Origin of the sequence: Sorangium sp. So ce1153 (assembly GCF_051521595.1) — a bacterium.
Lineage (GTDB): Bacteria > Myxococcota_A > Polyangia > Polyangiales > Polyangiaceae > Sorangium.
In genome coordinates this window covers 14,231,598-14,249,007 of the sequence record NZ_CP150361.1, presented here as the reverse complement: position 1 = coordinate 14,249,007, position 17,410 = coordinate 14,231,598, and the positions used below count along the sequence as shown (strand labels likewise).

13 protein-coding genes are annotated in these 17,410 nt (G+C 70.1%); 8 read left to right on the top strand and 5 right to left on the bottom strand.

The window, feature by feature from the left end; all coding sequences use genetic code 11:
• Positions 1-64 precede the first annotated feature (64 nt).
• Complete coding sequence (locus WME85_RS51920) at positions 65-2,317, bottom strand: substrate-binding domain-containing protein (RefSeq protein WP_437833081.1); 2,253 nt, start codon at positions 2,315-2,317, stop codon at positions 65-67.
• 281 nt (positions 2,318-2,598) lie between these two features.
• Here WME85_RS51920 and WME85_RS51915 point away from each other — a divergent pair, with 281 nt between their 5' ends.
• The 3 genes from WME85_RS51915 to WME85_RS51905 all read left to right on the top strand — a co-directional run bounded on the left by WME85_RS51915 (position 2,599) and on the right by WME85_RS51905 (position 4,977).
• Complete coding sequence (locus WME85_RS51915; RefSeq protein ID WP_437833080.1) at positions 2,599-3,804, top strand: hypothetical protein; 1,206 nt, start codon at positions 2,599-2,601, stop codon at positions 3,802-3,804.
• 133 nt (positions 3,805-3,937) lie between these two features.
• Positions 3,938-4,441, top strand: coding sequence for a DoxX family protein (locus tag WME85_RS51910; RefSeq protein WP_437833078.1), 504 nt, complete (start codon positions 3,938-3,940; stop codon positions 4,439-4,441).
• Positions 4,442-4,554: 113 nt separating this feature from the next.
• Positions 4,555-4,977, top strand: coding sequence for a VOC family protein (locus WME85_RS51905; RefSeq protein ID WP_437833077.1), 423 nt, complete (start codon positions 4,555-4,557; stop codon positions 4,975-4,977).
• 42 nt (positions 4,978-5,019) lie between these two features.
• On the opposite strand, the gene WME85_RS51900 is transcribed toward WME85_RS51905, so the two are convergent.
• Together WME85_RS51900 and WME85_RS51895 are read right to left on the bottom strand one after the other, a co-directional pair.
• Entirely contained in the window at positions 5,020-5,973 is a 954-nt protein-coding gene (locus WME85_RS51900; RefSeq protein ID WP_437833076.1) for a class I SAM-dependent methyltransferase, read from the bottom strand.
• Between the two features lie 117 nt (positions 5,974-6,090).
• Entirely contained in the window at positions 6,091-6,843 is a 753-nt protein-coding gene (locus WME85_RS51895) for a DUF998 domain-containing protein (protein ID WP_437833075.1), read from the bottom strand.
• Between the two features lie 245 nt (positions 6,844-7,088).
• On the opposite strand from WME85_RS51895, the gene WME85_RS51890 reads away from it, so the two are divergent.
• The 3 genes from WME85_RS51890 (at position 7,089) to WME85_RS51880 (ending at position 10,098) form a co-directional block, all read left to right on the top strand.
• Positions 7,089-7,988 (top strand): LysR family transcriptional regulator, encoded by a 900-nt coding sequence (locus WME85_RS51890; protein ID WP_437833074.1) that lies wholly within the window; start codon positions 7,089-7,091, stop codon positions 7,986-7,988.
• A 293-nt stretch (positions 7,989-8,281) separates the two neighbouring features.
• Positions 8,282-9,346: a sensor histidine kinase gene (locus WME85_RS51885; protein ID WP_437833073.1), complete on the top strand. Its 1,065-nt coding sequence runs from the start codon at positions 8,282-8,284 to the stop codon at positions 9,344-9,346.
• A complete protein-coding gene (locus WME85_RS51880) occupies positions 9,343-10,098 on the top strand; it encodes a LytR/AlgR family response regulator transcription factor (RefSeq protein WP_437833071.1) in 756 nt (251 codons plus the stop codon). The genes WME85_RS51885 and WME85_RS51880 overlap by 4 nt, the downstream gene beginning before the upstream one ends.
• Before the next feature lie 6 nt (positions 10,099-10,104).
• Here WME85_RS51880 and WME85_RS51875 read toward each other — a convergent pair whose 3' ends face one another.
• On the bottom strand, positions 10,105-11,142 hold the full coding sequence (locus WME85_RS51875; RefSeq protein ID WP_437833070.1) for a serine hydrolase domain-containing protein: 1,038 nt from the start codon (positions 11,140-11,142) through the stop codon (positions 10,105-10,107).
• A 656-nt stretch (positions 11,143-11,798) separates the two neighbouring features.
• Here WME85_RS51875 and WME85_RS51870 point away from each other — a divergent pair.
• Positions 11,799-13,064 carry a hypothetical protein gene (locus tag WME85_RS51870; protein ID WP_437833068.1) on the top strand — a complete coding sequence of 422 codons (1,266 nt, stop codon included), beginning with the start codon at positions 11,799-11,801 and terminating at the stop codon, positions 13,062-13,064.
• Between the two features lie 542 nt (positions 13,065-13,606).
• Entirely contained in the window at positions 13,607-16,624 is a 3,018-nt protein-coding gene (locus WME85_RS51865; protein ID WP_437833067.1) for a fibronectin type III domain-containing protein, read from the top strand.
• 55 nt (positions 16,625-16,679) lie between these two features.
• Here WME85_RS51865 and WME85_RS51860 read toward each other — a convergent pair whose 3' ends face one another.
• Complete coding sequence (locus WME85_RS51860; RefSeq protein ID WP_437833066.1) at positions 16,680-17,312, bottom strand: glutathione S-transferase family protein; 633 nt, start codon at positions 17,310-17,312, stop codon at positions 16,680-16,682.
• Positions 17,313-17,410 lie beyond the last annotated feature (98 nt).

Here is a 17,410-nt window from a genome sequence, read left to right as displayed (position 1 = left end):
CGTCTCGGCGCGTCAAGGCGCCTCGCGGCGCCGTGGCGTCCCTTCATGTTCAGACAGCGACACGCTACCTGCGGCCCCTCCCGGCCGGCGCGAGCGCGCGGAGCGCCGTCGACAGCGAGGCGAACGTGTCCAGGTCCCGGAGCTCGACGGCGACAAGGCTCCTCGCGATCTCCGGGCGCACGCCGACCAGATAGACCCGCGCGCCGAGCAGGGCAGCCGCGCGGCTGATCGCGCCCAGCGCGCTGGCCACCTCGGCGTCCACGAACGGGACGCCGGTGACGTCGAGCAGCACGCGGCGCGCCCTGTGCCGGCTCACCCCCTCGGTCACCTTCTCGAGCACCTGCTGGGCGCGGCCGCCGTCGATCATCCCGATCATCGGCACGAGCAGCGTGCCGGGCAGGAGCGGGATCAACGGGCAGCCCAGCTCTCGCACGGTCTCCGAGAGCGCGCGCTCGATCGCATAGGCCTTCTGCAGGTCGACGTGCTGCGCCGACACCGACTCCAGCAGCGCGTCGCGCTCGAGGGCCGCGCCGAGGAGCGTCCCCCAGATCGCGACCGTGCCCTCGTCCCCGGTCATCGCGACGAGCGTCGGGCCGACGAGCGCCAGGACCCCCCAGTCGCGCCGGGCAGAGCGTATCGGCAGGAGAAACACCATGAGCGAGCCGTCCGCGGCCGCGGGCGGCAGCGTCTCCGCCGGCGGAAACGCCTCGAGCGGGCAGCGGCCGCCGATCGGGGGCGTCGGGCTGCCGTCGCGGCTGTAAGCGCCCGCGACGACGAGGCTCGCGCGCGTCTCCGGATCGTCCCAGAGCGCGAGGCAGCTCCAGACCGCCGGGGTCGCCTCGAGCCACGCGAGCGACCGGGCCTCGTGCTGCGTCCCGCCGAGCAGCGCGAAGCTCACGTCGTAATTGGTCCTCGCGAGCAACCCGAGCTGGTGGACAACCTGCGTCTCCGCCTCGAGCCGGGCCCGCGCGATCGCGAGCCGCGACAGCTCCAGGTAGTCCTCGACGCGCCGCCTGGCCGCCGCGTCCACGGGCACGCGGCGCCGCTCGTGCGACTGGCCGAGCAGGCGCACCGCCGCCAGCAAGGTCCCCAGATCGGGCGTGACGCCGACGGCCTGGCGGTAGGCGCGCTCCACCTCCACCGCCGGGAGCGGCTCGGCGCCCCGGAGCGCCGCGAAATACCCCTCGACCACCCGCGTGACCGCTGGCCATACCTCGGTCGGCGGCGTCCCGGGCGGGAGCTGCCGGGGCACGAGGAGCATCTCGACCATCCGCCGGGCCAGGACGCCGCCCTCGCCCTCCTCGGAGGCCAGGTCCTCCTGGTCGAGGAAGTTCTGGATCACGTTGCAGCCGCACGAGCTCCGCTGGACGAGCACGTTCGCCGTGTGCACGCCCTCGGGCGGGAAGGCCTCGCCGGCGATCATCGACGCGAGGAGATCGCACGCCGCGCTCCCCATCATCTCGAACCGCTGGCGGATCGTGGTCAGCGGCGGGTCGACGCCCTGCGCCTCCACGATGTCGTCGAAGCCGACGATCGCGAGATCCTCGGGCATCCGCACGCCCGCCGCCTTCAGCAAGGGCATCATGCCGATCGCGTTCTTGTCCGTCCCGAAGACGGCGGCCGTACACTCGTGCCGCCGCGCGAGGAGCGCCGGCGCCGCGCCCTGGCCGCCGCTGTACCAGTTGTTGTCGCTCTGGACGACCAGATCCGGGTCGAACGGGATACCTGCCTCGGCGAGCGCGTCCTTGTAGGCCGCGAAGCGCTCGCGCACGTCGTAAGCGGCGAAGTACCCGACGAACGCGATGCGCCGGTGTCCGTGCTCGATCAGGTGGAGCACCGCGCTCCTCATGCCGCCGCGGTTGTCCGGGATCACGGCCGGGCAGCTGACCTCGGCGGCGCGCGTGCCGACCGTGATGAACGGGACCCCCGCGCGCGCGAGCGCCTCGATGCCGTGCACCTCGATCAGCACGATCCATCCGTCCACCTGCCCCCTGGCGAGCGAGGGCGCCCGGAGCTCGAACGGCGTGCCGCGCAGCACCATCGTGCGGTACCCGCGCTCCTGCGCCGCCTCGTGAATGCCCGTCAGGACCGGGTTCCAGAACGAGCCGTCGACAAATGGGGTGATGATCCCGAGGGTGCGAGGGCGGGCGCCCGCGTCGACCTCCAGCCCCTCGGGCCCCGGAGCGTCGGTGCGGCGCGCGGCGGGGATGGATGAGCGGGTCTTTGCGCGCGCGCCCGCCTCCTGCCCCGGAGCGCCGGACAGCTCGCCCCACTGCTCCGGCACCGCGACGCCACTGCTCTCGCCAGCCTGACCCATCCTCGCGCTCCCTGCTCCACGGTCCGGGTCATCCTCCCGGCGAGCTTCTGCGGACCAGCTACCAGGGTACACGTGGCCCCGGCAACATGGGCGCGACGTCTGGCGCGGGAGCGATGAGCGCCGAGCGACGCGCCAGATCGCGGGGAGGCCTGCTCCTCACCGCGCCAACGGCCGCCGGGACGGAGGGCGCGGCCTCTGGCCGGCGCGGAGCACGAAAACGCCCTCGATGTCCTCGCCAGCGCGGGCGCCGGCGCCGCGCCTGCCGATGCTACCGTTGCACGATGCACTACCGCGACGAACGAGACGCGCTGCGCGGGCGCGTGGACAGCCTCCAGGAGCAGCTCGCGACGGCGAAGCGGGCGCTGGAGGACCAGCGGGACGACGACCGGACGGAGCGCGTCGCGCAGCTCGAGCGCCAGATGGCGGAGGCCCGTCGCGTGCTCGACCAGCTCGGCCGCGAGCTCGACCAGGTGCGCGGCCGGCCGCAGCGCTCGCTCTTCGTGCCGGTCCTGGCGATCATCGCGGGCCTCGGGATCTGCAGCTCGGTCGCGGCCTATCTGCTGGTGCGGCCCGCGCCCGAAGCGGCGGCCGGCGCCGTGCCGTACCCAGTCGTGGTCCCGACCCCCGTGCCCGTGGACCCAGCCCCCGAGCCCGCGCCGGCGCCGGCGCCGGCCACGCCGGCCCCCGCGGCGCCGGCGCGGACCGCGACCGCGACCTGGAAGGCGACCGTGACGCGCGCGACCGGGCTCCCCCTCGCGGCCGGCGCGACGTGCACGGTCGAGGCGACGCTCAAGAGCCCTGGGGACGACATCGACGTGCCCGCGCTCCAGGTCCTTTGCGGCGGCAGGCCGATCTACCGCTCGAGCGATCCGCTCAATGGCATGTCGATGTTCAGCAGCGGCGTGCAGGAGGACCCGGGCTCGGCCCCTGATACCTATGTTTATTCCATCTCGTACGAGGACAAAGGCTCGCGGGCCGGGGAGAGGGCCGAGGTCTCGCTCCACAGCATCCGCAAGGCCGGCGCCGTCTGGCGCGACTCAGCGCCTGCGTACAGGGTCGAGCTCGCGCTGCCTTACCAGAGCGCGCCCGTGAAGAGAGAGCCGCTCCTCGACGCCACCGGCAAGGCGCTGCGCAGGTCGGCGCGCGTCACGGAGGCCACGGGTCCCAGCCCGGTGAAGGTCGGCGCCGAGTGCACGCTGCGCGTCACGCCGCTCCGGAGCCCCGGCAACCAGTGCCTCACGCGCCTCGAGTGCGGCGGCCACATGCTCTACGGCGCGGGGACGACCGGCGTGTCCGCGTGCACGGTGGAGAGGAACCAGGTCGTCCGCGTCGGCGACGACCACGGCGAGAAGACGCGCCTCGGCGGCGGCGGACCGGCGCTCGATCTCGACCTCGCGACGGGGCGGGCGACCGTGCGAGGCGAGGTGGCGAGGGGCACGTGGACGGCCTCCGTGCAGCTCGACCGGAGCGCGCAAGAAGGCCAGTAGCGCCCGAGGCGCGACGGCGAGCGAGCGGCCGCGAACGCCGGGCGGCAGGGGCGGTCGATTTTTTTTCGCAGCGCCGATGATTCTGACCGGGCGCGGGGGTCCATGCCCTCGAACCCGGACAGAAGAGGCCACCATGACCGCGATCTCCCCCGCCATTCACCACGCCGCGACCACCCGAGACGACAACCAGGCACCGCAGACCGGCGTCGCCCTCGACGCGCCCGCGACCGGCGCGACGCGCGACGTCCCGCGCTCGAGGAAGGCGCTCTGGGCAGGCCGGATCCTGAGCGGCATCGCCGTGCTGTTCCTGGCCTTCGACGCCGCGGGCAAGCTGTTCCAGCCGCGCGAGGTCGTGGAAGGCACGACCAGCCTCGGATACCAGGCGAGCGTCATCTTCCCGCTCGGCGTCGTGCAGCTCGTGTGCCTCGCCTTCTACCTCGCCCCGCGCACGGCGGTGCTCGGGGCCGTGCTCTGGACGGGCTACCTGGGAGGCGCCATCGCGACGCACGTGCGCGTCGGCAACCCGCTCCTTACCCACACGCTGTTCCCGATCTACGTCGCGGCGCTGCTCTGGGGCGGGCTCTGGTTGCGCGACCGGCGGCTCCGCTCGATCCTCCCGCTCCGGGACGCAAAGTGAGGAGAGCCGGCGCCCGCGAGGGCCGATGATCTGGAGCTCCTCACCGCGTCGAGAGACAACCTTGGGTCCCGGGCGACGCCGCTCGCGCCGCGGACCATCGCACGGAGGCCGACATGTCGATCAAGAACCTGAATCCCTACCTGATGTTCAACGGAACCGCGGGGAAAGCCATCAAGCTCTACGAGGGCGCGCTGGGCGCGAAGGTCGAGGGCCTGATGCGCTACGGCGACATCCCGGGCAACACCCCGGCTCCCGAGAACCGGGACCTGATCATCCACGCCACCCTGCGCGTCGGCCCGGGCCTCGTCATGGTCAGCGACGGCACGCCGGACAGACCGGTTCCGCAGGAGAGCAACACCGAGGTTTTCCTGAGCTTCGACGACGTGGCGGACATGACGAGGGTGTTCGAGGCCCTCGCGGCCGGCGGCGCCGTGACGATGCCCCTCCAGGACACGTTCTGGGGCGCGAAGTTCGGCACGCTCACCGACGCGTTCGGCATCCGCTGGATGTTCAACTGCGACCTCAAGAAGACGTGACGTCCGGGCGGCCCGGCGCCGCTCGGGAAGCGCGGCTGAGCGTCAGCGCGCCGCCAGCAGCCAGGCCGGCGCCCACCAGTAGCGATGGAGCAGCCGGCGCTCGACGCGCGCGAAGCCTGCCTCCTGCAGCAGCGCCGCCCAGTCGTCGATCGGGTGCTCGAACGTGGTGCGGGCGGCGCCGCGGTCCGCATAGCCGAAGAGCACCGGCATCAGGAAGCCCTGCGCCACCGTGTCGAGCTCGGCGCCGGAATACTCGGTCAGCCCTTCGCGGTACCGCTCGAGCACGTGCCGCGCGATGTCCGGCGCGAGCGGCTCGTCCATGCGCGGCGCGTCGAACTCGGCGATCAGCAGGAGATCGCAGCGCTCACGGGCCCAGCGGAGCAGCGCCGGCCGCTCGGCCGGGGCGATCGCGTGCAGGCAGAAGGTCGCCTGCGCGACCGCCCAGCGCCGCGACGCCATGCCGGGATCCGCGGCGAGGTCCTGGAATCGCCCGCTGAAGGCCTCGAAGCCGACGCCCCGCGCCGAGAGCGCCGCGGCGCACCGCTCGAGCAGCGGCGCCGCCGGCTCCACCACGGTCACCCGCCGCACCGCCGGCGTCAGCGCGGGCAGCAGGGCCATACCGTCGCCAGCGCCGATGTCGAGCAGATCGAAGGGCGCCTCCGGGTACTGGCTGGCCAGCGCCCCGCTGGTCTCCCGGTAGAGCGGCACATTGCCGCCGCCGCGGATGAAGGCGGCGAACCCCTCCGCGGACACGTAGACGTTGCGCTTCCCCTCCCGGGCGACCCGCGCGAGGTGCGCCGCGGCCGCGCGGAACAGCGGATCTCCCGGCGAGGCCTCCGCGGCCCGGGCAGCGAAGGCCGCGGCGTCCGCGGCGCGCTCGTCGGCGAACGCCAGCATCGCGAGGTAGCAGAGCTCCTCCGGCGACGGCGCCGCGGCGGCGGCCGCAGCCTCGTCGAGCCCGGCGGCGCGATGACGATCCCAGATCCTCTCCAGCATGGTTCTCCTTTTCCTGCGCGCGGCCTCGCTCGTCCAGCGCTCGAGCGGAGCCCTCATCCCTCCCGGCTTGGCGCGCATCTTGATGATGTTGATGTAGGCTGGCTGCTGCTTCAGTATCTAGGGTCGGGGAGTCTCGTCCTCGCCGCTCGAGCGTGCAACGGTCCGGCGGTTCCAGATCGACGCCCCTGCACAGAGGAAGCCGACCAGGATGGGATAGACGGCGCAGCGTTCGACGAGGCCGATGAGGACGTTGGCCCCCGAGCTGGCGACCGCGAGGAAGGCCACCATCGAGGCGAGCCCGAACACGCCGAGGACGACCATGGCCCTCCCGGCTTTCGGAGTGACTCCGACTTGTTGGCGCTGCCGTCCAAGGAGGATCGCGAGCACGTTGCCTCCGACGATGGACGCGAAGGCGCCCAGGCCGTGATAGTCGACCGCGCCGTCGGGCGGCTCTCCGGAACCGGGGTTGAACGCCAGCAAGACGCCGCCAAGCGCGACGAGAGCTCCCAGGATGAGCGCTGCCCAGCGGCGCCAGCTTCGCAGGCCCTTGAGCGCGGCGACACCGATGAAGAACATGATCCCGAAGAGAAAGAACCCGGTGTTCATGACCCACGCGAGCGGCGATATCATGAACTGGCCAAGAGCCTCGAGGGGGCCACGGACTCCCAGGTTGCTGATGTAGTGATGCGTGTAGCTATAGGGAGGATCCGTCCATGCCGCGGCGGCGATGAACTCGGCGAGGAAGAAGATCACCGCCCCGGCGACGAGCGCCGCGCCGGCGGGGCGACGTTGCACCAGCTGGTTCGCCTCGGGTGCGGGCCTCGCGCGCTCCTTTGGTTCCGAGCTGGAGGTCGGGTCGTTCTCGGTCATGTTCGGGTTCTCTCGGTTGTCGGGCGCGAGGCCCAGCGAAACAGAAGCCCCAGCGTGTGCTCTGCATCGGCGCTCGAGCGGTCGACGCGCGACGCCCAGCCGCGCGCCAGCTCAGCCGGCCCAAGAAAGCCGGGCGACGGCTCCTCGAACGTCTCGATTCGCCCCATGTCGAACAGCCTGCGCCGTCGCGCTCAAGACCACCAGGACATTGATCGCAACGGTTTCAGACCCTATAGGTCTGAATCATGGAGCTGCGTCACCTGCGGTACTTCATCGCGGTCGCGGAAGCGGAGCACTTCGGAAGGGCGGCCGAGCAGCTCCACGTCTCGCAGTCGCCCTTGAGCCGGCAGATCGCTCAGCTCGAAGCGGAGATCGGCGTCGAGCTCTTCGTGCCCTCGGGACGCGGGGTGAAGCTGTCCGCCGCCGGCCGGAGCTTCCTCGAAGGTGCGCGCGCGACCCTGGCTCGCGCCACGCTCGCGGTCGAGGACGCCCGCGCGACGGCGCAAGGCCGTATCGGGACGGTCGTGATCGGGTTCGACGGCGCCCTGGCTGACACCCTCCTGCTGCCGGGGATCGTGCAGACGTTCCGCGCGCGTCATCCGCGCGTCGAGGTGCGCCTTCGGCCGCTGCCGAGCGAGGAGCAGGTCGCCGCGCTGCGCGACGGCAAGATCTCGGTCGGGTACGGCTATCATTCGCCGGAAGACAACCCGCTCTTCCGCTTCCGCGTGCTGTATCGCGAGCGCGTCGGCGTCGTGATGTCGAAGAGCCATCGCCTCGCCGCACGGCGCACGCTGAGGGTCGCGGACCTGAAGCAGGAGCGCTTTCTCTGGCCTCCGCGCAAGGAGGGCCCGCGCCTCCACGACGACATCATCGCCGCCTTCCGGGCGCATGATCTCACGCTCGAGCTCGCCCACGAGGAGGCCAGCAGCGATGTGATCCTCATGCTGGTGGCGAGCGGCGAAGGTCTCAGCATGTTTCCCGAGAGCGCCGCGTCGACGCTCCTTGCCGGAGTGGTGTTCAAGCGGGTTCGGGACCTCAACGTTGTCATCCTGGGCCGCTCGGTGTGGCGCGCCATGGACGACAAGGACCCGCTCGTGCGGTCGCTCCTCGAGATCACGAATTCGGTGCACGGTTCCTCGCGGTAGGCGTGCGCCAGGCGGGACTGGAGGCTCGCCGTCGCCGAGCAACGACGCGTCCCTCGTCCGCGCGCTGCACCACCGAGCGCCGGGCGCGCCTCGACATCGCGGACGACCATGGCGAAGATCTAGTGGAGCTGGCACATGGGACGGGGTGGGTCGATGTGAGCATGGGCCCCGGAATGCACCCCCCGGCTCACGGGTGCGGTCGGGCGCCAGCGTGCCGTTCGGCCGCGCGATGCGGTGTACCCTGGTGATCCCGTGATGTCTTTTCCCCAAGACCCCGTGGCCGGACCCGGACGATGCTAGCCCAGACTGGTGGCGTCGCGGCGGCGGCGCACGAACCCACCAGCCACGGGAAGGCCCACCTCGGCAAGGCCGTGCTGATCACGACGGCCGTGCTCTGGCTGCTCGACTGGGTCAGCACCAGCAGGTTCGACGCCCGGGAAGCGCTGGGGATCGCGGCGTGGGTGTCGGCGGTCCTCGGCGCGCTCACGGCGGTGGCGCACAGACTCGACACGCAGCGCATGCCGGTCTGGCGGCAGCTGCTCGCCCTCGCGCTCACGGCCGGCATCGCCAGCTCGCTGACCCGCCTTGCCCTCCTCCTGCTCGTCATGGCGCTGCCCGGGTCCTTCGCCGAAGGCCCGCGGCAGACGTTGGGGGCCACCGCCGTCGTCGGTTTCTTCGACGGTGACGCGCTGTTCGGCTTCTGGGCCCTGCTCGTCGAGCTGCCGCGCCGGATCGGCGCCGAGCGAAGGCTGGAGCAGGAGCGACACGCGCTCCGCCAGGAGGCCGAGCTCGCGCGCATCCGCGCCGCGCTCGAACCTCATTTCGTGCTGAACACCCTCAACACGATCGCAGGCCTCGTGACCGAAGAGCCGCGCGAAGCCCGCAACCTCATCGCGACGCTCGGGGACCTGCTCCGAGACGCCATGCAGGAGTCGCGACGCCACCGTCACACGGTGCGCGAGGAAGTGAGCTGGCTCCGGGGCTTCGCTCGGATCCTGGAGTCCCGGCACCTCGGGCGGCTCGCGTTCGAGTGGGACGTGGACCGCTCGGCGGAGGACTGCGTCCTTCCGGCATTGCTGCTGCAGCCGCTGCTGGAGAACGCGGTTCATCACGGCGCGCTCCGTCGGCCGGACCGCGGCCGTGTCGCCCTGCGGATCGCCCACGACGCGGACCGCTTGCGCTGCACCGTCGAGGATGACGGGCCAGGCTTCGACCCGGGCGCCGCCCGCCCCGGGGGTCGGGGGTTGGATTTGGTGCGGCGCCGCATCGCCCTCGAATCCGCCCACGCTTCGCTGCGGGTCGACGCGAAGCCCGGCCGGACACGCGTCGAGATCGAGTTGCCAAAGAGGACCGCATGAAGCCCCTGTCCGCTCTGATCATCGAAGACGAATGGCCGGCTCGCAACTTCCTGGTAGAGCTGCTGCGCGACACTGGAAGCTTCGGGGACATCGCCGCGGTGACGAGCGTCGAGGATGCCCGAGAGGTGCTCGGGCGCCCTGAGCTCGGCATCGAGGTCGCGTTCGTCGACGTCCGCCTCGTCGATCGGCCCGGGGATCGCTCGGGGCTCGACTTCGCCCGGTCGCTCGCCGGCCTGGCGAGCCCCCCGGCGGTGGTGCTCGCCACCGCCTCGGCGCAGTACGCGCTCGACGGGTTCGAGCTGGGCGTCGTCGACTATCTCCTGAAGCCGTTCACGCTCGATCGCATCACGACGTGCGCGGCACGGCTGCTCGAGCGGCGCCGGCCGCCGGCCCATGGCGCCGCGCGGCGGCGCCTGGTCGCCCGGAAGAGCAACAGCCTGGTCTTCCTTGACCTCGATGGCATGCTGGCGTTTCAGACAGTAGATCGCCTCACCTACGTCCACCACCTCGATGGTGTATTCTCGATGGACCTCTCCCTCAACGCGCTCGGGGCCGCCCTGGGCAGCCGCGTTCTCCGCGTGCACCGCAACTGGCTCATCGCCCCCGCGCACGCGCAGGGGCTGAGCCGGCTCGCGGGCGAGCTGATCGTCGAAGTCGGCCCCACGCTCCGCGTCCCCGTGTCGCGCGATCGGGCGCGGGAGGTCCGGCAGCGGTTGCTGGAGAACACCGTGGGCATTCGTCAGCCAGGCTGAGCTCGCCTACCTCGACGAGAGAATGAATCTGGCCAGCTCGCCCCCAAGCTGTTCGATATCGAACGCGTCGGACGCGTTCGTCCCGAGGACCACGCGGCTGTTCGCCTCCGGGCAGTCCACCGCGTATCCCCCGAAGCCGTAGTCACTGCCCCCGGCGTAGCCGTAAACCGTCTTGCCCTCGAAGGTTCCGCCCGAGAGGTACAGCGTTCGGTAGGCGTCGAGCGCCGCCGGGTCCAGCACGTCCCCGCCCCAGACGGCGACCAGCCAACGCTCCAGATCGGAGACCGTCGTGACCAGCCCGCCGTTGCCGACCAGCGACCACGTGTACGGCCACGCGGCGGGGTCGTTGCTCCCGAACGTCGAGGTACCGTACCCGATCGCGGTGTCGACCCGCTCCCACACCGGGTCGCCGAAGAAGCCGCTGTGTTGCATCCCGGCCGGCGTCAGGAGCTCGTCGCGCACGTACTGGGTGAACCCTCGCCCCGAGACGGTCTCGACGACGTCGGCCAGCAACGTATAGCCCGAGTTCGAGTACGCGACCTCGCTCCCCGGCTCGAACCGCAGCTCCTGCGCGAAGATCCGCTGGCGGGCTTCAAGGCGCGCCATGGGCTCGAAGTCTCCCTCGGTGTCGTGGTACTCGTCGAACCCGGCGCGGTGCTGGACGACTTGCAGGACGGTGATCTCGGCCTTGTCGGCCGGCACGTCGTCGAAGAAGGTCGCGAGCGAGTCCGTCACGCTGAGCTTGTCCTCGCCTTCGAGCTTGAAGATGGCCGCCGCCGTGAGGTCCTTCATGACGGAGCCGAAATCGTACGCAGTGTCGGCGGCGTCGGGCACGCCATTGTCTCGGTCCGCGAGGCCGTAGCCGCGCGCCAGCACCGTGACCCCGTCCACCGTGACCAGCGCCGATCCGGAGAACCCGGCCATCGCCGCGGCATCGAGGCGGCGATCCAGCTCGTCGCGGAGGTCGTCAGGCGCGTCCGGCGTACCGGAGCTCGATCCGCATGCGGTGTTCAGAGCCATCAGCGCGGCAAGGGGAACGACCATCGACGGAGAATCTGGTCTTGTACGGGACGTCATAGGACACCCACGTTGCCAGACGGGGCGGCGAGGTCGAGCGACGGATGACGAGGCAGGGGTTTTGCCCGACGAGCGGCGGGTTCTCCGGCACGAGGCGCGGGGCGCGCGCCTGGGCGAACCCGCGCGCCGCTTGATTCTCGCCCACCTCGCGCACGAGCAGCCGTGCCAGCTCGTGCGCTGCCCCCGCCGCGGTCCGTGAAGTATTGTGGCGTCGTCGTTATGGCACGTCCAACCACGGAGCCGCATGATGACGTCACTGGGAGGCAACGCCATGACGACCCTCCGATCCTCTGCCGCGGCGCAGCCGGAGGCGATCGTGGGCGCACGCCAACAGGTGTTGGTCCCCGCCTACAGCCCGCGGCCGGCGCCTGGGCTCGAGGGCCCGCCTGCGCGGCCAGCGGAGCGCAGGTTCCCCCCTGGTCCGACGCGTGCATCGGTCGCGGGTGAGACGCGCGGGCCGTCCGCTGGCGGCTTTCGGCCAGAAGCTGCCGAGGGACGCGCGCGGTCGTCTTGAACCAACACGATTGGAGAGGTTTGTCATGCGCAGGATCGACAAGGGGAACTTATCGGCGCTGTCGCGCCGCGCCTTCATCTCGGCGACAGCGGCCGGCGTGGCGGGGGTCGTGACCGGGATCGAGCGTGAAGCCGGAGCGCAGGTGGCGTTCACCCCGCGCTTCTCCGGCCTCACGCTCACGGAGGCGAGGATGGACCACCTCAAGGACGCCATCCGCCGCGGCGGCTATCAGATGCTGAAGGTGGTCACCGAGTGGGGGCTGCACGACCGCTCGATCACCGATCCGGCGACCATCTCGGAGCTCTGCTCGCTGACGCCCATCACCCTCGTCCGGACGTACACCGGCAACAGGTACCATGTCGATCCGAACGCGGTCGAGGCGGAGATCGCCCCCTGGTACGCGGCGAAGGAGAAGAAGAGGGACCTCATCATCGAGCTGGGCAACGAGCCGAACTCGATAAACGATCCGGACGGCACAACGGGGTTCTGGGCCCGCCAGAACCGCGCGTGGAAGGAGAGCTACATCTGGGAGGACCGGTACTATCTCGCGGAGGCAATCGCCCGTTGCCGGAGGCGGTTCCCTCAAGCCAAGATCGTCACCTGCTCGCTCGCCCCGCGCACCGACATGGATATCGAGTGGTTCTTGCAGATCTACGCGCAGGGCACGGACAGCCCGCTTCACAGCGCGGATTACGTCGCCGTGCACGCCTACAACGACGTAGGCCAGACCTGGTATGATGGCAACGATCTCCCGCTGGTGCTCGATCTCTACGGCCGTTACGCGCCCGCGAAACAGTGGATCATGACCGAGGTGGGCCTGCACACCACTGAGACGAGGGCGCAGAAGGGAGAGCGCATGGCGGGGCTCATGCACTATGGCGAGAGCAGCCCTGTCCTCCCCTGGAACGTCTGGGGATTCTGCTATTTCCACCTGAAGCTCGACCGCGACGGCAACCCCGTCCCGGGCGACAGGGCCGCGGCGTATTACGGGGAAGGTGACTCGGCCTATGCGCGGCGGGTCAACGAGGGGAGGCTGCGTCGGACCCCTGTCGGCTGGCTCGACAGCATCGATCCGGCGACCGGGGTGGCCTCGGGGTGGGCGGCCGACCCCGACACGCCAGCCAGCGTGGGGGTGCACTTCTACGCGAGCGGGCCGGGCATCAGCGGTATCCAGTTCGTCGGCGGCGCGGGCGCGGACCTGCCGCGGCTGGACGTGAACACCCACCTCAACATGGCAGGGCATCACGGGTTCTCGTTCCGGATTCCGGACGCGTGGCGCAACGGGACCGAGTACCGGCTGCACGCGTATGGCCTCGACGCCACCGGCGACCTCAACGCGGAGCTCTCGGGCTCGCCGAAGGCGTTCCGCCTCTGAAGGGCAGGAGGCGCTTCACCTGGCCCGAGAGGAGGCGCTTCACCTGGCCCGAGAGGAGCCGCGCGCTCTGCGCGTCGGCCGCCGCTCGCGTCGACTCGCTGCGCGACCGTCCCGTGCGGGCGATGGGCGAACGGAGCCTCCGGCGGGGGCTCCGGCAGGTCGATCCAGCTCACGCCGCCGGGAACGCGTAACGCGATCGTCGCTCTGATGTCGTCTTCCGGGGGGCATCAGATTGCATAAGAAATGATCAGTCATCCGAAGCAGAAGGTTCGTCCTTGACGCCCTCGAATTGTGTGCTTTTCCATCTACCCGAAACGGCGCTCCTTCGTTAACTCCGTTTCCGATCCATCTCGCTTCATTCCTGACGAGGTCAATTGGCAATGCGGCAACACCGTACACGCGCGCATCTCTGGCTCCCGCTCTTCTTCCTTCCCGCCTGCGTATCTCTCGAGTCGCCCGACCCCGACGAGGCGACCGCGTGGGAGCAAGCGGCCCTCACTGGCACGGATCTGACCCCGGCGTCCACGGCCAGCGTCAGCGACATGCGGGGGATTCCTCCGGGGGTCGAGGGCATCGACAAGGTGCACGACGGCGACGTCAACACCAAGCTCTTCATGCCCCACCGCACGGAGTGGATCCAGTACCGGATGCAGGCTCCGTCGATCATCGTCTCGTACGACATCACCTCGGCCAACGACTTCCCGGACCGCGATCCGCGCAGCTGGACCTTCGAGGGCTCCATCGACGGCCTGAGCTGGCTCGTGCTCGACACGAGGACGAACGAGTCTTTCACCTCGCGGCACCAGACCCGGTCCTTCACCTTTTCGAACTCGAATGCATACCTCTACTATCGCTTGAACGTCAGCCAGAACCTCGGCGGCGAGAACCAGCTGCAGCTCGCCGAGCTGCGCGTCGGCGGCTCGCTGGCCGCAGGCACCGTGCCCGGCACGCCGGTGCTCGACGCGCCGAGCGTGGACTCCGACGCCGTCACGCTGACCTGGGCGCCCGCCGCGAACGCCTCCGGTTACTACGTCCAGCGCGTGAACGACGACGGCCGCGGCACCACGGAGGTCTTCACGAGCTCCACCAGCTACACCGACACGAACCTGGCGCCCGGCACGAGTTATCTCTATCAAGTGCAGGCGGTGAACGGCGCGCTGCGCGGGTTCCCGTCCGAGGTCTCCGCGCGCGCCACGACGGCGGGGGTCGCCGTGCAGCAGGACATCACCGCGCTCGCCTCGTCCGTGCCCGTCGAGCAGCACCCTGGAAACGGGGTCACCGGCGAGGAGGTCACGAAGGTCACGGACAACAATCCGTTCTCGAAGTACTACGAGCCGAACGCCAGCACCTGGATCCGGCTCGAGACGCCGAGCTCCGTGGTCACCAGCTACAGCCTGACGTCCGCCAACGATGCTCCGGACCGCGATCCGAAGGAATGGACGCTCGAAGGTTCGAACGACGGCGCGATCTGGACCCCGCTCGACACGCGAGCCAACCAGTCGTTCACGAACCGCCACAGCGCGCGCGTGTATTCCTGCAACCCCGAGCGCCTGGAGTTCAGCCAGTACCGCCTGCACATCCAGGCCAACCACGGCGCTGGTGACACGCAGCTCGCAGAGTGGCGGCTCTTCGGCACGAGCAGCGCCTCGCTCGCCGCGCCCGCCGCGCCGGGCAGCGTGAGCGCGCAGGCCCTGTCGAGCAATCAGATCCGCGTCACCTGGACGGACAACGCCGGGCAGCTCAACCCCGAAGCGTCGTACCGCGTGGAGCGAGCCACGAACTCGAGCTTCACCTCCGGTCTCGTGGTCGGGACGACCGGCGCCGGCAGCACCGAATTCCGCGCCACGGGCCTGGCGCCGAGCCAGACCTACTATTTCCGCGTGAGCGCGCAGAACGCGGCGGGCAGCTCGATCAAGGTCGGGCCCGTGAGCGCGACCACCACCGCGAACACACCGCCCGCGTCGTTCGTGGAGAACGGCTGGTACGACGGCCAGAACCGCACGGTCACCTTGGCCTACTCGGACGCGAACCTCGCCGCGTACTTCGACCAGTACGTCCCGAACCCGTCCGGCGCCACCTGGGTGGCCCCGATCGTCAGCGAAGCCTGGGGCTACGCGAAGGACACCTACGGCAGCATGGTCACCCCGACCCTTCACATGATCGGAAACCAGGACAACGCTCCGGGCGAGGTTCCCGGCACCCTGGCCTACAACGTCGGTGGCGTCGTGTACGCCTCGGACAGCGCCGCCTCCTATCGAAACATCATCTTCACCGTGAGCAGCGACTGGTCGGTGCCGGACTACGGCTGGGTCGTGCAGTCGCTGATCCACGAGATGGGGCACATCGTCGAGAGCAACAACAACGGCATCGCGGGCTCACCCGGCTTCAATGCCTGGGGTGACAGCAAGTGGGCCGAGATCTTCGGCTACGACGTGTTCCTGCACCTGACCACGATCTCCCCGAACCTCGCGCCAGTGATCTACGCGGATAACGTGACCCACACCGATGGGTTCGGCGTTTACTGGTTCCGCGACTGGTACTATCCGCTCTACGCTGGCGAGTTCGGCAACACGGGCGCGGACCACAAGGGCAGCCGGTTCCTGTCCAGGTTCTTCCAGCTCCTCGCCGAGCACCTGCCCACGATCAACAGCACGTACGGCAATCGCCCGCTCAACCTCGGCGAGTTCATCCACTTCTGCGCGGGCGCCGCGGGGGTGGATCTCGAGGACGAGGCCCGGCTCGCCTTCCGCTGGACTCCGCAGCTCGAGCTCGAGCTCGCCAGGGCGCAGACCGAGTTCCCCGGCGTCTCGGCACTCTACCTCGGCAATCGCGCGCCCGGCTTCACGCTCGACCCGATCGCGCGGAGCGCCACGGTCAACGTGGCGCTGTCGGGGCAGACGCTCGCGGGGACGGCTGCCGATCCGGACCTCGGCGATACGCTGACGTACTCCAAGCAGAGCGGCGCGAGCTGGCTCACGGTGGCGAGCGACGGCACGCTGAGCGGCACGCCGCCCTCCGCGGGGCTGAGCACGGCCGTCGTGCGGGTCACGGATCAGGATGGCCTCTTCGATACGGTCGAGCTCGTCTTCGAGGTGACGGACGGAACCTGCGCTCCGGAGAGCGACGCCCAGTTCTGCGCGCGCCTCGGCGCCGGCTGCGGCAGCTTGAGCGACGTCGACAACTGCGGCGCGCCGCGGAGCGTGAGCTCGTGCGGGAGCTGCACGGCGCCCGAGACCTGCGGCGGCGGCGGCACGTCGAACGTGTGCGGCAACTCCGGCGGCAGCACGCCTTGCGGCGGCCTCTGCGCGAGCCCCGTCGTGTTCTCGACGCAGAGCTACCACTCGGGCAACCTCGGCACCGCGGCCACCTGCCACGAGACCACCGTGAACCTGCAAGGGCTCAACTGCGGCAACTTCGCCGCGGGGCGGACGTTCAGCGTCAACGGCGTGCTCGTGACCTGCAACGGCGCCAACGTCACCTTGCCGGCCGAGCGAAACGGCGGCTATTGCGTGCAGGCCAGCGCCGGAAACCAGCCGTGGGCGTATTTCTCGACGTTCTGATCTTCCCCGGTCGAGGAAGCGCGCCCGAGCGGTGGGCGTGTCATCTTCCGTAGAGCTAAGCCCCAGGCATCTTGATGCCGCGCTCGTCCATCACGGCTTTGTTGCGCGCCTCGCTCTTCGCGTACGCCGGGCGGGCTTTGAGCCGCTCGGCATATCCAGTGAAGCTCGGGCGCGGCTCGAGCATCTTGAAGTCGAGCATGTACGCGATGGTGCCGCCGAAGATGACGTCGGCCATCGAGAACTCCTTGCCGAGGACGAAGTCACGGCCAGAGATGGCCGACTCCATCGTCGCGATCATGTCGTCGTAGTTGCCCCAACCGGCGGAGCCGGCGCGGAACTCCCAGTTGCTGGCCCTGGCCATCGAGCCGGGCTCGATGACCGAGGGGGCGAAGAGCGACCAGCGAAAATAAGTGCCGCGCGCCGCGTCGTCGAGCTTCGGCGCGAGGCGGCCCGGGGCATAACGATCCGCGAGATAGAGGCCGATCGCCGCGGATTCGGTGACGACGGTGTCGCCGTCGACGAGCAAGGGCAGCTTGCCCATCGGATTGAGCTTCGTGACGTCCTCCTTCTTCTGGTCGCCGGCCATGATGTCGACGAACTTGAGCTCGTACTCGACGCCGACTTCCTCGAGCATCCACACAGTGTTGGCGGCGCGCGAAAACGGGTGGTGGTAAAGAACGATGGCCATGGTGGTGTCTATCTCTCCGTTCGTTTCCGCCGGTCGGTCGGCGGCGCGGCGGAGGCTACCAGAGGCCGGCCCCGTTGGGCGCGGCGCCAGGTGCGGCA

What these genes read in the sequence shown, in the direction of transcription:
- WME85_RS51920 (WP_437833081.1), bottom strand. Translation starts at nt 2,317, where the DNA reads ATGGGTCAGGCTGGCGAGAGCAGTGGCGTCGCGGTGCCGGAGCAGTGG.
- WME85_RS51915 (WP_437833080.1), top strand. Translation starts at nt 2,599, where the DNA reads ATGCACTACCGCGACGAACGAGACGCGCTGCGCGGGCGCGTGGACAGC.
- WME85_RS51910 (WP_437833078.1), top strand. Translation starts at nt 3,938, where the DNA reads ATGACCGCGATCTCCCCCGCCATTCACCACGCCGCGACCACCCGAGAC.
- WME85_RS51905 (WP_437833077.1), top strand. Translation starts at nt 4,555, where the DNA reads ATGTCGATCAAGAACCTGAATCCCTACCTGATGTTCAACGGAACCGCG.
- WME85_RS51900 (WP_437833076.1), bottom strand. Translation starts at nt 5,973, where the DNA reads ATGCTGGAGAGGATCTGGGATCGTCATCGCGCCGCCGGGCTCGACGAG.
- WME85_RS51895 (WP_437833075.1), bottom strand. Translation starts at nt 6,843, where the DNA reads ATGACCGAGAACGACCCGACCTCCAGCTCGGAACCAAAGGAGCGCGCG.
- WME85_RS51890 (WP_437833074.1), top strand. Translation starts at nt 7,089, where the DNA reads ATGGAGCTGCGTCACCTGCGGTACTTCATCGCGGTCGCGGAAGCGGAG.
- WME85_RS51885 (WP_437833073.1), top strand. Translation starts at nt 8,282, where the DNA reads ATGCTAGCCCAGACTGGTGGCGTCGCGGCGGCGGCGCACGAACCCACC.
- WME85_RS51880 (WP_437833071.1), top strand. Translation starts at nt 9,343, where the DNA reads ATGAAGCCCCTGTCCGCTCTGATCATCGAAGACGAATGGCCGGCTCGC.
- WME85_RS51875 (WP_437833070.1), bottom strand. Translation starts at nt 11,142, where the DNA reads ATGGTCGTTCCCCTTGCCGCGCTGATGGCTCTGAACACCGCATGCGGA.
- WME85_RS51865 (WP_437833067.1), top strand. Translation starts at nt 13,607, where the DNA reads ATGCGGGGGATTCCTCCGGGGGTCGAGGGCATCGACAAGGTGCACGAC.
- WME85_RS51860 (WP_437833066.1), bottom strand. Translation starts at nt 17,312, where the DNA reads ATGGCCATCGTTCTTTACCACCACCCGTTTTCGCGCGCCGCCAACACT.